This window comes from Streptomyces cylindrosporus, from assembly GCF_022698165.1.
Classification (GTDB): domain Bacteria; phylum Actinomycetota; class Actinomycetes; order Streptomycetales; family Streptomycetaceae; genus Streptomyces; species Streptomyces cylindrosporus.
Genome location: NZ_JALDAY010000008.1, coordinates 24,843 through 37,646, shown reverse-complemented (window position 1 = coordinate 37,646; position 12,804 = coordinate 24,843). Strand labels below are relative to the sequence as shown.

At 71.6% G+C, this 12,804-nt stretch carries 12 protein-coding genes and 1 tRNA gene; 9 read left to right on the top strand and 4 right to left on the bottom strand.

The features are described from left to right. The first annotated feature begins 98 nt into the window (after positions 1 to 98). The gene (locus MQP27_RS25760) at positions 99 to 1,424 is read left to right on the top strand and encodes a KamA family radical SAM protein (RefSeq protein ID WP_242768757.1); all 1,326 of its coding nucleotides are present in this window, start codon (positions 99 to 101) and stop codon (positions 1,422 to 1,424) included. Here MQP27_RS25760 and MQP27_RS25755 read toward each other — a convergent pair. Next, on the bottom strand, positions 1,402 to 2,340 hold the full coding sequence (locus MQP27_RS25755; protein ID WP_242767894.1) for an ATP-grasp domain-containing protein: 939 nt from the start codon (positions 2,338 to 2,340) through the stop codon (positions 1,402 to 1,404). The genes MQP27_RS25760 and MQP27_RS25755 overlap by 23 nt on opposite strands. A 35-nt stretch (positions 2,341 to 2,375) precedes the next feature. On the opposite strand from MQP27_RS25755, the gene MQP27_RS25750 reads away from it, so the two are divergent. The 6 genes from MQP27_RS25750 to MQP27_RS25725 all read left to right on the top strand — a co-directional run bounded on the left by MQP27_RS25750 (position 2,376) and on the right by MQP27_RS25725 (position 8,533). Further along, a complete protein-coding gene (locus tag MQP27_RS25750) occupies positions 2,376 to 3,098 on the top strand; it encodes a TfuA-like protein (protein ID WP_242767893.1) in 723 nt (240 codons plus the stop codon). Between the two features lie 51 nt (positions 3,099 to 3,149). Then, the gene (locus tag MQP27_RS25745) at positions 3,150 to 3,326 is read left to right on the top strand and encodes a hypothetical protein (protein ID WP_242767891.1); all 177 of its coding nucleotides are present in this window, start codon (positions 3,150 to 3,152) and stop codon (positions 3,324 to 3,326) included. After that, positions 3,323 to 4,732: a YcaO-like family protein gene (locus tag MQP27_RS25740; protein ID WP_278196559.1), complete on the top strand. Its 1,410-nt coding sequence runs from the start codon at positions 3,323 to 3,325 to the stop codon at positions 4,730 to 4,732. The genes MQP27_RS25745 and MQP27_RS25740 overlap by 4 nt, the downstream gene beginning before the upstream one ends. Then, entirely contained in the window at positions 4,729 to 6,081 is a 1,353-nt protein-coding gene (locus MQP27_RS25735; protein ID WP_242767888.1) for an MFS transporter, read from the top strand. The genes MQP27_RS25740 and MQP27_RS25735 overlap by 4 nt, the downstream gene beginning before the upstream one ends. Beyond that, positions 6,078 to 7,307 carry an ATP-grasp domain-containing protein gene (locus MQP27_RS25730; protein ID WP_242767886.1) on the top strand — a complete coding sequence of 410 codons (1,230 nt, stop codon included), beginning with the start codon at positions 6,078 to 6,080 and terminating at the stop codon, positions 7,305 to 7,307. Before MQP27_RS25735 ends, MQP27_RS25730 begins: the two co-directional genes overlap by 4 nt. Positions 7,308 to 7,378: 71 nt before the next feature. Then, positions 7,379 to 8,533, top strand: a complete 1,155-nt coding sequence (locus MQP27_RS25725; RefSeq protein WP_242767884.1) for a sensor histidine kinase — start codon at positions 7,379 to 7,381, stop codon at positions 8,531 to 8,533. 125 nt (positions 8,534 to 8,658) lie between these two features. Here MQP27_RS25725 and MQP27_RS25720 read toward each other — a convergent pair whose 3' ends face one another. Then, positions 8,659 to 9,300, bottom strand: coding sequence for a GTP cyclohydrolase II (locus MQP27_RS25720; protein ID WP_242767882.1), 642 nt, complete (start codon positions 9,298 to 9,300; stop codon positions 8,659 to 8,661). Positions 9,301 to 9,430: 130 nt separating this feature from the next. After that, on the bottom strand, positions 9,431 to 9,964 hold the full coding sequence (locus MQP27_RS25715) for a MarR family winged helix-turn-helix transcriptional regulator (protein ID WP_242767880.1): 534 nt from the start codon (positions 9,962 to 9,964) through the stop codon (positions 9,431 to 9,433). A 114-nt stretch (positions 9,965 to 10,078) separates the two neighbouring features. Between MQP27_RS25715 and MQP27_RS25710 the strand changes: the two genes are divergently transcribed. Both MQP27_RS25710 and MQP27_RS25705 read left to right on the top strand, forming a co-directional pair. Next, on the top strand, positions 10,079 to 11,209 hold the full coding sequence (locus tag MQP27_RS25710; protein WP_242767878.1) for a dihydrofolate reductase family protein: 1,131 nt from the start codon (positions 10,079 to 10,081) through the stop codon (positions 11,207 to 11,209). Positions 11,210 to 11,432: 223 nt separating this feature from the next. Next, positions 11,433 to 12,653, top strand: a complete 1,221-nt coding sequence (locus MQP27_RS25705; protein ID WP_242767877.1) for an alginate lyase family protein — start codon at positions 11,433 to 11,435, stop codon at positions 12,651 to 12,653. Positions 12,654 to 12,729: 76 nt separating this feature from the next. On the opposite strand, the gene MQP27_RS25700 is transcribed toward MQP27_RS25705, so the two are convergent. Beyond that, positions 12,730 to 12,803: transfer RNA gene (locus MQP27_RS25700), tRNA-Met, on the bottom strand. Position 12,804 lies beyond the last annotated feature (1 nt).

Genomic DNA, 12,804 nt, shown 5'->3' with positions numbered 1-12,804 from the left:
TGCGTACTGGCCGCTGTCTGGGGCCTTTGCTAGGAAGGGAGTCGGGACAGGGCTGCCGAGGGGTACGACGGCATGCGACGAGGGGATCCGGCTTGCTTGTGCAGGGGACACCGACCGAGGTTTTCCGCCCGTACGGCAGCAGGGACCTGGAGGTGCTCCTGAGCCGGTCGTCGCTGTCCGCGTCGTACCGGCTGCAGGCGCGGGCCGTCGCCGAGGTGCTGCCCTTTCGCGCCAACTCCTACGTCGTGGACGAGCTCATCGACTGGTCCGCCGTACCGGACGATCCGATGTTCCGGCTCACCTTCCCGCAGCCGGAGATGCTCCCCGCCGACGACCGGGAGCGGGTGGCGGGACTGCTCGCGGCTTCCGCGCCGCGGTCGCGCATGCAGGATGTCGTACGGGCGGTACGCGCGCGGCTCAACCCGCATCCCTCGGGGCAGCGGGAGCGAAACGTGCCCGTGGTCGACGGGCGGGCGGTGCCGGGGACCCAGCACAAGTACCGGGAGACGGTGCTGTTCTTCCCGCGGCGCGGGCAGACCTGTCACGCGTACTGCACCTACTGCTTCCGGTGGGCGCAGTTCGTCGGCGACGCCGATCTGCGGTTCGCCGGTGAAGTGGAGCCGGTGGTGCGGTACTTGGCGAGTCGGCCCGAGGTCAGTGATGTGCTGCTGACCGGGGGCGATCCGCTGGTGATGTCCGCGCGGATGCTCGCCGGGTACGTCGAGCCGCTGCTCGCCGACCATCTCGCGCACGTGTCGACGCTGCGGATCGGGACGAAGGCGCTGAGTTATTGGCCGTATCGGTTCGTCAGTGACCCGGACGCGGGCGAACTGCTCGACCTGTTCCGGCGGATCGTGGCCGCGGGGCGGCGGCTGGTGGTGATGGCCCACTACTCCCATCCGCGGGAGCTGGGCACCGGCGTCGCGGTGGAGGCGGTCCGCCGGGTGCTGGAGACGGGTGCCTCCGTGCGGGTGCAGGCCCCGTTGATCCGGGGCGTCAACGACGAGGCGGCGCTGTGGCAGGAGCTGTGGTCCTCGGCCGTACGGCTCGACATGGTGCCGTACTACATGTTCGTCGAGCGGGACACCGGGCCGCAGGACCACTTCGCCGTGCCGCTCGGGCGGGCCTGGGAGATCTACCGGGACGCGTACGCGGGGGTGTCGGGGCTGGCCAGGACCGTGCGCGGGCCGGTGATGTCCGCCGACGAGGGCAAGGTGTGCGTGGACGGGGTGCTGGGGGCGGGGGAGGATCGGGTGTTCGTGCTGCGGTATCTGCAGGCACGGGAGCCGGGTTGGGTGGGGCGGCCCTTTCTGGCCCGGTTCGATCCGGCGGCCACCTGGTGGTCCCAGCTGCAACCTGTGGTCGGTGCCGCCGGTGCCGGGGAGTTCGACCCGTTCGCGGTCACGGGCGGAGCAGGTCCGTGAGCAGGTCGGCCTGGGCCGCGGTGATGCCGTGCGGGGTGAGGTCCAGGTCCGTGCCCTCGACCGGCTCCCAGCGGCTGACCGTGGGGTTCACCTCGATGACGACCGGGCCGTCGGGGCCCTCGACGAGGTCGATGGTCGCCAGGTCCAGGCCCAGCACCTCAAGGCACTTGACCAGGATCCGCTCCAGGTCGTCCGTCAGCTCGGCCGGGGCCCACTGCAGCGGGTGCAGCAGGCTGCGCACGCTTCCGTCGGGCGCGGTGCTGACGTGGTAGTGGCACGAGGCGACCCGGCCGCCGATCACCGCCGCGCGCAGATCGCGGCCCGGGTTCTCCACGAACCGCTGGGCGCACAGCACATGGTGGCGGCGCAGCCAGTGCCACAGCACGATGTCCTCGCGCAGCCCGAGCAGACTGCCCCGCTGCCCGCCCCCGCCACCGGGCACCAGCCGGATCACGTCCACCGAGGCATGCCCGGTGATCGGCTTGACGATGACGTCACCCCAGTCCGCGAGGCACCGCTCGACCTCCTCGGCGCTGCGCACGGCCCGCGTCGGCGGCACCGGAAGGTCCGCCGCGGCGAGCCGCGCCGCCTGCCGCACCTTGTTCTGGCAGACCCGCAGCGAGCCCACCGGGTTGACCAGCCGCGCGCCCTGGTCCTCCAGCATCGCGAGCCAGTCGTAGAGCAGCGCGAGGTCTCCCTCGGTGTGCCGGGTGAGCACCCGGGCGGTCACCACGGCGAGCCGCGGCGCCTCGCGGAGGCCCTGCGGGCCGGCGAACCCGGGCGGCACGGCGTACGGCTGGATCTCCGCCCAGTCGACGCGTTCCGCGGGAATTCCCCGGTCGTTCAGCGCCGCGCAGAGCGTGTCGACCTCCCAATCGCTCTGGATCCGGTCGAGCAGCCAGACGGACTCGCCCACCGCCACCTCCATAGCCGCGTCGGATGGACCTCAGTATGACGACACGTGTGTTTCTCGGGCCGACACTTCCGGTCGCGGAGGCCGAGAAGGCACTGCCCGCGGCCGAATTCTTTCCGCCGGTCTCGGTCGGTGACGTGCTGAGAGCGGTCCGGGCCGGCTGCGGGACAATTGTGCTGGTCGACGGCTATTTCCAGGGAGTTCCCTCGGTGTGGCACAAGGAAATCATGTACGCGTTGTCCCAGGGCGTCACCGTGATCGGCTGCTCCAGCATGGGCGCGCTGCGTGCGGCCGAATTATGCCGGTACGGAATGCAGGGATATGGCCGGATCTTTTCGTCATACAACGATGGATCCTACGAGGACGACGACGAGGTCGCCGTGATCCACGGGGACGCGGAATCCGGATACCGCCCGCTCTCCGAGCCGATGGTCAACATCCGGTACGGCCTCGATCTCGCCCGGCGGGCCGGGGTGATCTCCGGAGAGCTGGAGGAGCTGCTGGTCAGGCAGGCCAAGCAGGTGTTCTACGCGGACCGGCACTGGTCGCGGGTGATCGCGGACGCGGGGCCCGGCGAGACGGCCGACCGCCTCCGCCGCTTCCTCCGGGAAACCGACACCAACCTCAAACGTGCCGACGCGATCGAGACATTGTGGCGCATTGCCAACGGTGAACTGCACGCATGCGCGCCCGTCGAGGATTTCACCTTCGAGGAGACCTACAGCTTCCTGGTTCTTCAGGAAAGCGAAGGGTATTGCTAGCATCGGCCACTGATTGTCATCCAGGATTGTCAGCCAGTTCGAGGAGGGCACATGTCGAACGCGATCCGGCAGCAGGTCACGAGCTCCGGCGCGGCCAACGCCGTCAAGGGTGCCGTGCACAGTGCGGGCGCCGCCAACTCCGTGAAGCGCCGGGTGAATTCCGCCGGTGCGGCGAACGCCGTCAAGTCCTCGGTGTCCAGCGCGGGCGCGGCCAACGGCGCCTGTTGAGCCTGCCGGAATACCGGGGGGTCGGATCTTCGCAAGGTCTCCATAAACGGAGGAGGCGTGGTCGGAGGGATTCGGAAATTCCTCCGGAAGAAACATTGCGGAGATTCGGCCCCGTGGGAAAACGCATCGGAATTACCAGGCTGGCCGACGTCACCGGCCTCGACCACGTGGGCCTGCCGGTCTGCCTCGCGCTGCGGCCCACCGCCCGCTCCCTGGTGACCAGCATCGGCAAGGGCCTCACGCCCGCCGCGGCCAAGGCCGGCGCGCTGATGGAGGCCGTCGAGACCTGGCACGCGGAGCACCTCGGTCTGCCGACACGGACCGGGACGTACGAGGAGATGGCCGGGGTGGCGCGGGCCGTGGATCCGGCCCGACTCCCGCGCGCCTTCGGCGGGTCGGTCACGCGCGGGCAGTCCCGACGCTGGCTGCGCGGCACCGACCTGGTCACCGGTGCCGACACCTGGGTCCCGTACGAGTCGGTGTCGATGAACTTCACGGCCGGCGAGCTCGGCGAACCCGGCCTCGCCCGCAACTCCAACGGGCTCGCCTCCGGCAACAGCCTCGAACAGGCGCTGCTGCACGGCCTGTGCGAGGTCGTGGAGCGGGACGCGGAGTCCCGCTGGCGGGCGGACTCGGCGTCGTACCGGATCCGCCTCGACACGGTGACCGACCCCGTCTGCCGCAGGCTGATCGGCATGACCCGAGCGGCGGGCCTCGAACTGGCCGCCTGGGACGTCACCTCGCACACTCAAGTGCCCTGCTATGGCTGCGTCGTGCTGGCCCCACCGCACCGGCGGGACGTCCTCGACGCGGGCGTCCACGACGGTTTCGGCTGCCATCCCTCGCCGGCGGCCGCCTTCGCCAGTGCGGTGAAGGAGGCGCTGCAGAAGCGGCTGACGTACATCGCGGGCAGCCGGGACGACCTCAGCCGCGAGGAACTGGACCGGGTACGGGCGCCGGAGCTGGTCCGGGCCGTGTGGGACGAACTCGCCGGGGAGCCGGAGGAGGTGGACTTCCGGGAGCGGGGGGAGATGTGGGGGGCGGCCGTTTCGGGTGCGGGTGTGTCGGGTGCGGGTGTGTCGGGTCCGTGCGTGCTGGATGCGGTCTCGTCGTGCGCGGCCGTTTCGGGGTCGGTCTCGGCGCGGGCAGTGCCCTCGGATCCGGTCTCGGCGTCGGCGGTGTCCCCGGATGCGGCTGCGTCGTCGGCGGACGAACTGGCCGCGGTGGTACGGGCCGTGACCGCGCACCCCCAACACACCGCCGTCGCCGTGGACTTGACCCGTCCTGGCCTCGGGGTGCCGGTGGTGAAGGTGATCGTCGTGGGGATGGAGGGGCCGTACGGGATGTGCGAGTCGGGGCTGGGCGGGGACTCGCCTCTTCACGCCGACGCGGCGGACGTGCCGTGAGTGCCGTCGTCGCCGAATCCGCGGCCCAGCGGCGGGACTTTCGGCGGATGTGGCTCGGGCAGAGTGTCAGTCTCGTCGGGGATCAGATATCGCTCTTCGCCCTGCCCAGCCTCGCCATCCTCACCCTGCACGCCACCGCGCCGCAGGTCGGGGTGGTGCGGGCGATGGCCACCGTGGCGTTTCCGGCGCTGGGACTGTTCGTCGGCGCGTTCATGGACCGGGTGCGCTGCCGGCCGTACATGATCGCGGCCGATCTGACCCGGCTGGCCCTCTTCACCGTCCTCGCCGCCCTCGCCCTGGCCGGGCGGCTGGACCTCCGGCAGCTGTACACCGTGGCGGCGCTGGTGAGCGTGTGCACGGTCGTCTTCGACGTCGGCTACCAGACCCATCTGCCCCGCCTGGTCGGCCGTGAGCTGCTGTCACTCGGCAACGCCCGCCTGGAGATGTCGGCCAGCGTCGCCCGCGCCGGCGGCCCCGCGCTCGGCGGCGCGGTCACACAACTCCTCGGCCCCGCCCTCGCCGTCGCCGCCAACGCCGCGAGCTTCGTCGCCTCGGCGGCCGGGCTGCTCGCGATCCGGACACCCGAGTCCGCCGTACCGGATCCCGAACCGACTCCGTGGCGGCGGCAGATCCTCGACGGGGCGCGCTACATCTGGCGTACCCCGCTGCTGCGTTCGCTGTCGGCCGCGGCGGCGCTGCGCAACCTCAGCATGGCGATGGTCGACACGGTCCTGCTGCTGTTCCTGTACCGGGCCCTGGATCTGCCGCCCGCCCTCGCCGCGACCGTACTCACCGCGGGCGCGCTCGCCGCGGTGCTCGGCGCCGCCGCGAGCCGGGTGCTCGTCGAGCGGGCCGGGGTCGGGCCGGTGCTGCTCGCGACGGTCACGGAGGGCGTCGTATGGGCGGCGGCCCCGCTGGCCCTGCTGACGGGATCCACGGCCGTCGTCGTCGCCATCGCGTTCGTCTCCGCGCTCTGGCTGCCGGTGTGGAACATCAGCGTCACGACCCTGCGCCAGCTGATCACCCCACCGCACCTGCTGGGCCGCGTCCACGCCACCGCCCGCACGGTCAACCTGTGCACGATCCCGCTGGGTTCGCTGGCGGGAGGCCTGCTGGCCGGCTGGGCCACCGCGCAGTGGGGCGAACGCGGGGGACTGGGCGGGGCGTTGGCCGTCGCGGGACTGGTGACGACGACGGGGCTGCCGTTCCTGCTGAGCGGTGAGGTACGGCGGCTGCGGCGGATGCCGGCCGTAGAGGAGGGCGGATGCGAGGAGGGCCTATGCGCGAAGGACGTACGCGCGAAGGACGTACGCGCGAAGGACGTACGCGAGAAGGGCACCCCCCTATGACTCCTGCCGTTGCCTTCGTCGAGCTCCTGCCCCCCGCCGCCCCGCCCAACCCGCACGCCAACGGCATCTCCGGACTGCGCGCCGCCCGCCGCCTCGGCGTCGCCACCACCGTCGTCACCGCGCACCGCGAGCGGCTCGAACCGTTCGTCGGTGAGCTCGTCGACAGCTGGATCGGCGCCGACACCCGCAGCGCGGACGCGGTCGCCGACGCGCTCGCCGGGCGGCGTCCCGACGCGCTGGTCAGCTGGGTCGACCCCTTCGCCGGTGTCGCCCAGCAGGCGGCGACCCTGTTGCGCCTCGACACCGCCAACCCGGACTGGCCGGCGGGCGGCTGGAACGACAAGGCCGCCGTGCGGGCCCGCCTCGACGAGCACGGCGTGCCCAACGCCCGCTGGGCGGTCGTGCCGCCGGGCCGCCCGGTCACCGAACTGCCCCTCCCCGCACCGCTCGTCGTCAAGCCCGTCGACGGCTTCTCCAGCCTCGACACCGTGCGCGCCACGACCGTGGACGACCTGCGGCGCGCGGTCGACGCGCACCGGCTGCGAGCCGGTTACGGCGACGGAGTCGTCCCGGCCGGCACGCTGCTGTGCGAGCAGGAACTGCGGGGTCCGCTGGTCAGCGCCGAGGGCATGGTCGTCGACGGACGCCTGGAGATCTGGGGGCACAGCGACCGCACCCTCGGCCCGCCCCCGTACTACGTCGAGACCAGCGTCGCCTTCGCCACCGACCCCCTCCACCCCGACCTGGACGACTACGCGGCGGCCGTGTGCAAGGCCCTCGGCTACCGCAACGGCCCCTTCCACTTCGAGGTCGTGCTCACCGGTTCGGGACCCGTGCTCGTCGAGATCAACACCCGCCTGGTCGGCGCCGGCATTCACCGTGCCATCGACCTCGCCACGGGTGTCTCCTGCGCCGAGCAGGTCCTGCGCGCCCACCTCGGCCTGCCGCTCCTCGCCGCACGCACCCGAGGCGCGGCCTGCCTCTTCCATCTGACGGCCCCGGCCGACGGCCACGTCACCTCGATCACGGGCACGGAGACGGCCCGCCGCGCCCCCGGAGTCCACGACGTGGTCAGCCGCGTGTCCGTCGGAGACCCGGTCACCACGACCGGCTCCAACACGGACCGGCTCTGCCACGTCCTGGCCGCGGGCCGCACCCGCGAGGAGAGCCGACGGGCGGCGGGGGCGGCGGCCGGGAACGTCCGTATCGAGATCGCCCCGCGCTGAAGCCGACGACCGCCGCTAATGGTGTAGCCCGCTACACCGCGCCCACCGCCCCCTTCCCCTAGCGTGGCCGTATGCGGAAAACGTTGCGGCAGGCCGGGCGGGCCACGGGCCATCTCGCGCTGGCCGCGGCGATGGCCTTCGGTCTGTGGCTCTTCATCACCGTGCTGATCATCACGGCCGTCGGCACACTGGCCGTGGTCGGCGCCTGGCTGCTGCCCGAGACCGTGCTGATCATCCGCCGGATCGCCGGCGCCAAGCGGACGCTGACGGCCTCCTGGACCGGCCAGAAGATCCCCGAGGCCTACCAGCCGCTCACCGGCACGGTCCGCGCGCGCATCCGCACGGCCGTACGCGATCCGGGCACCTTCACCGACCTGCGCTGGATGGTCGCGTACTGGTTCTACGGCGCCCTGCTCGCCCTCGCCCTGCCGCTGTGGCCGGTCGGCCTGGTCGTCGACGGCGTCTGGGGCGGGCTGCTGCGTCGTACCCCCGTCGTCCTGCCCCTGATCGTGCGGATCGCGGATCTGGAGGCCGACTGGTCCACCGCGCTGCTCAAGCCGTCTCCCAAGGCGCAACTGGCCGCCCGTGTGGAGGAGTTGGCCGCCACTCGTGCCGACGCCATCTCGGCCCATGGTGCCGAGCTGCGCCGTATCGAACGCGATCTGCACGACGGCGCGCAGGCCAATCTCGTTGCCCTGTCGATGCGGATCGGCCTGGCCAAGCGGGCGTACGACCGCGACCCGGAGACCGCGCGCAAGCTGCTCGACGAGGCCCAGGCGCAGGCCGAGACGGCGCTGACCGAGCTGCGTCAGGTCGTGCGCGGTATCCATCCGCCGATCCTCAGCGACCGCGGGCTCGTCGGCGCGGTGCGCGCGCTGGCCGCGAGCAGCGGGCTCAGGGTCTCCGTGGAGGTGGAACGGCTGGAGGAGGACGGGCTGCGCGCGCCGGCCGCGGTGGAGGCGGCCGCCTACTTCGTGGTCGCCGAGGCCCTCACCAACGCGGCCAAGTACAGCGGCTCACCGGTCGCCTCGGTCCAACTTGCCCGGCTCAAGCGGGGGTTGCGCGTCCGCGTGGCCGACGAGGGCAAGGGCGGCGCCGACGAGAAGGACGGCTCGGGACTGCTCGGGATGCGGCGACGGGTCGCGGCGCTGGACGGCACCGTGGAGGTGACCAGTCCGGTGGGCGGGCCGACTGTGATCGACGTGACGCTTCCCTGCGTGTGGTGAGCTCCCTGAAGTACGGGTAAGAGGTCAACGAAATTGTTGACACTGAACGAGACGCCACTTTACGTTCGTGACGGCGGCGTCCGTTCTTCCCGTCTGTCTGTTTCGGGCGCCGCCACCCTCGCCTCTCACCCCGCGTTGAGCTCCGTCAGCTCGCCCAGCGGCAGCGTGTGCTGGGTCTGCAGGACCTTCGCGCGCAGGTAGCGCACGTTGTGGGCGGTGGTGAAGACGCCGGTCGGGACGCGGTCGCGGACCGAGATGCCGAGCCCGCGCAGCTGGCCGGCCTTGTCGGGGTTGTTGGACAGCAGGTCCAGCTCGCCGATGCCGAGGGACCGCAGCATCTGCGCGGCCGCCGTGTAGTCCCGGTCGTCCTCCGGCAGCCCGAGCGCCGCGTTCGCCTCGTACGTGTCGAGCCCCTGGTCCTGGAGGGCGTACGCGTCGAGCTTGTTGTAGAGGCCGATGCCCCGGCCCTCCTGGCGCAGGTAGAGCAGGACGCCACCGCGCTCGGCTATCCGCTCGACCGCCTCGCGCAGCTGGGGGCCGCAGTCGCAGCGGGCCGAGCCGAAGACGTCGCCGGTGAGGCACTCGGAGTGCAGCCGGACCAGCGGGGTGGTGCCGGGGGCGGGGTCGCCGAGGACGACGGCCACGTGCTCCTGGCCGTCGGTGAGGCCGTGGAAGGTGACCAGTTCGGCGTCGACGCTGTAGCCGTCCTGGAAGTGCAGCGGCACCCGGACGCGGGAGCGCTGGGTGGCGGCGGGGAAGTCGGGCATGCGGGTCTCCCGGGTCCGTGCGTATCTGCTTCAGTTTTGAAGCAGATCCATGGTCCGTGACCCTACCCTATGCTTTAAATTTGAAGCAACAGAATTATGGTGCAGCTCACTCGCCCATTCACGGGCTCACTCACTCACTCGCGTCGCCCGAGCACGGCGACGAGGACGACCGCCGCCGCCAGGGCACCTCGTCCGCGGACGGACGGGTCTCGTCCGCCTCCAGTGCCCGCGTGACCTCCGTGAAGATCTCCTCCAGCTGCCCGACCTGCTCCTTGGTGAGGTGGTCGAAGAGGAAGGCCCGTACCGTCTCCACGTGCCCCGGTGCCGTGCGCTCCAGCACCGCCATCCCCTCGTCGGTGAGGGCGGCGAAGCTGCTGCGCTTGTCCCAGTTGCAGTTCTCGCGCCGGATCAGCCCGTCCTTCTCCAGCCGGGTCACGGCATACGTCAGCCGGCTGCGGGTGATCTTCGTCCGCTCGGCGAGATCGGTCATCCGCAGCCGGTGGTCGGGCTCGTCGGAGAGGTTGGCCAGGATGGAGTAGTACAGATGGGGCATGCCGGCGTCCTGCTGGAGCTGCCGGTCGAGCGCGTCCTCCAGGAGATGCGCCGCGGCGATGTACGCGCGCCAGGCGCGCTGCTCCTCCGGAGTGAGCCAGCGAGTCGTCATGCCACCAGTGTAGGTTTGTTTCAAACTTGAACCAAGCCCCACCCGCAGCCAAGCCCAAGCCCCACCCGCGACCCTTGCCCAAGCCCCGTCCGCCGCCGAGAGTGAGCGCGTCCGATGCCGTACCCGTACGTCCTGCTGTCCGCCGCCGTCTCCCTCGACGGCTACCTCGACGACACCGGCCCCGAGCGCCTGCTGCTCTCGTCCCCCGCCGACTTCGACCGCGTCGACGAGGTACGGGCCTCCGTCGACGCCATCCTCGTCGGCGCCGGCACGATCCGCGCCGACAACCCGCGGCTCCTGGTGAACTCGCCCGAGCGCCGCGCCGCCCGCGTGGCCGCCGGACAGCCCGAGTACCCCCTCAAGGTCACGGTCAGCGGCTCCGGCGACCTCGACCCGACGGCGAAGTTCTGGCACACGGGCGGGGACAAGGTCGTCTACACGACGGACAAGGGTGGGGAGCGGGCTCGTGCGGCGGGCCTGGCGGCCGACGTGGTCCCGCTCGGCCCGGACCTCGACTGGCGCCGCCTCCTGGAGCACCTTCACGAGGTACGAGGGGTACGGCGCCTCATGGTCGAGGGCGGCGGCACGATCCACACCCAGCTCCTCCAGCAGGGCCTCGCCGACGAACTCCAGCTGGTCCTGGCCCCGTTGTTCGTCGGCACGCCGGACGCCCCCCGCCTGTTCGGCCCCGGCGACTACCAGGCCGGCCGCCTGCGCCTTCTCGAAACCCGGCGGATCGAGGACGTGGTCCTGATGCGCTACGAACCCACTGCTCCCGGTGCCGGATCCCTCCCGTCCGCCGCCGACCACCACTGGCTCTCCCTCGCCTGCGACCTCGCGGCCCTGTGCCCGCCCTCCCGGACGGCCTTCAGCGTCGGCGCGGTGATCGTCGCCGCCGACGGCACGGAACTGGCCCGCGGCCACTCCCGAGAGGGCGACGACCCCGTGGTCCACGCCGAGGAGGCGGCCCTGGCCAAGCTCGACCCCAACGACCCGCGCCTGTCCGGCGCGACGGTCTACAGCAGCCTGGAACCCTGCGCCCACCGCGCCTCCCGCCCCAAGCCGTGCGCCCGCCTGATCCTCGACGCCGGGGTACGCCGGGTGGTCACGTCCTGGCGCGAGCCGGACACGTTCGTGACGGCGGCGGACGGAAACGGCCTGCTGACGGCGGAGGGCGTCGAGGTGGTCGTACTCCCGGAGTACGAGGAGCGCGCGAAGGCACCGAACCGGCACCTTCTGGGCTGAGCGGCGCCCACTTCCCGACGCCGGTCCGTGCCATTCAGCCCGTCCGGCGTTTGAGGACGAGGCCGTTCAGGCCGAAGCGGGGGTCTGGGGGCGGCAGCCCCCAGCACCCACGCCCGCCCCCACCCACCCGCACAGTCCAATCGGCCCAACCCAGCCTGCGCCCCCGCCCCCGAAGGGTCACGCTCATCCTGACCCGGCGTGGACATATGCGGAGGTAGCACCCATGAGCCCAGTTCCCAGACGAGCGGCCGCACTTCTGCTCGTGCCCCTGCTCACCGCGGCCGTCGCCTCGTGCGGCACCGCCGACGTCGGCTCCCGCACCATGGCCCGCGCGCTGCCCCCGGACGCCTCCTTCACCCACCCCGGCGTGCTCGTCGACAAGGCCCAGCTGGACGCCGTACGCAAGAACGTGGCGGCCGGGAAGCAGCCGTGGCTGAAGGCCTACCTGGACATGCGGGACAGCAAGTACGGGTCGTACAAGTACGCGCCGGAGCCGTACGAGCACGTCGACTGCCCCTGGGGCGGCCGGCCCGCGCACGGGTGTGTCGAGGAGCGGCAGGACGCCATCGCCGCCTACACCCAGGCCCTGCTCTACAGCGTCACCGGCAAGCAGCAGCACGCCCTCAAGGCCCGCGAGATCATGGACGCCTGGTCGGCGAAGATCAGGCGGCACACCGAGGAGGACGCGGGGTTGCAGACCGCGTGGGCCGGGTCCACCTGGGCGCGGGCCGCGGAGATCGTGCGGTACGCGCCCGGGGCCGGGTGGCCGGCGGACCGGGTCGCGCGGTTCGAGCGCATGCTGCGCACCGCCTACCAGCCCCAGGTCACCCAGAACCTCCCCGACTACAACGGCAACTGGGACCTCGCGATGACCGACGCGGCGATCGGCATCGCGGTCTTCAACAACGACCACAAGGCCTTCGACGCGGCCCTCAAGCGGTTCCGCAACCGCGTGCCCGCCTACTTCTACCTGGAGAAGGACGGGCAGGTGCCGCTCACCCCGGCCGGCTCGACGGTGAACACCCCGCAGAAGCTGACGACGTACTGGTTCAAGCAGACCCGCTTCAAGGACGGCCTCGCCCAGGAGACCTGCCGCAACTTCAAGCACGTCGGCTACTCCCTCGCCGCCACCGCCCACATCGCCGAGACCGCCTGGCACCAGGGCGTCGACCTGTACGGCGAGGTCAAGGACCGGCTCAAGGCCGCGCTCGACTTCCACGCCCGCTACCAGATGGGCGAGAACCCGCCGGCCTGGCTGTGCGGCGGCAAGGTCGACCGGAACATGGGGCCCGACCTGGAGGTGGCCCTCAACCACCTGGAGAACCGCCTCGACATGAAGGTCCCCTACGCCCACAAGCTCGCCGAGGAGACCCGCCCGGCCGGCACCGACGACCTCTTCGTCTCCTGGGAGACCCTCACCCACGCGAACAATCCCGGAGCCTGACCCCGGGGCCCGATCCGGAGCCCGAAAACACTCAGGGCCGGAATCCAGTGACTGGATTCCGGCCCTGAGCCTTGAGTAGCGGGGACAGGATTTGAACCTGCGACCTCTGGGTTATGAGCCCAGCGAGCTACCGAGCTGCTCCACCCCGCGT

What these genes read in the sequence shown, in the direction of transcription:
- MQP27_RS25725 (WP_242767884.1), top strand. Translation starts at nt 7,379, where the DNA reads ATGCGGAAAACGTTGCGGCAGGCCGGGCGGGCCACGGGCCATCTCGCG.
- MQP27_RS25710 (WP_242767878.1), top strand. Translation starts at nt 10,079, where the DNA reads ATGCCGTACCCGTACGTCCTGCTGTCCGCCGCCGTCTCCCTCGACGGC.
- MQP27_RS25745 (WP_242767891.1), top strand. Translation starts at nt 3,150, where the DNA reads ATGTCGAACGCGATCCGGCAGCAGGTCACGAGCTCCGGCGCGGCCAAC.
- MQP27_RS25750 (WP_242767893.1), top strand. Translation starts at nt 2,376, where the DNA reads ATGACGACACGTGTGTTTCTCGGGCCGACACTTCCGGTCGCGGAGGCC.
- MQP27_RS25705 (WP_242767877.1), top strand. Translation starts at nt 11,433, where the DNA reads ATGAGCCCAGTTCCCAGACGAGCGGCCGCACTTCTGCTCGTGCCCCTG.
- MQP27_RS25730 (WP_242767886.1), top strand. Translation starts at nt 6,078, where the DNA reads ATGACTCCTGCCGTTGCCTTCGTCGAGCTCCTGCCCCCCGCCGCCCCG.
- MQP27_RS25715 (WP_242767880.1), bottom strand. Translation starts at nt 9,964, where the DNA reads ATGACGACTCGCTGGCTCACTCCGGAGGAGCAGCGCGCCTGGCGCGCG.
- MQP27_RS25720 (WP_242767882.1), bottom strand. Translation starts at nt 9,300, where the DNA reads ATGCCCGACTTCCCCGCCGCCACCCAGCGCTCCCGCGTCCGGGTGCCG.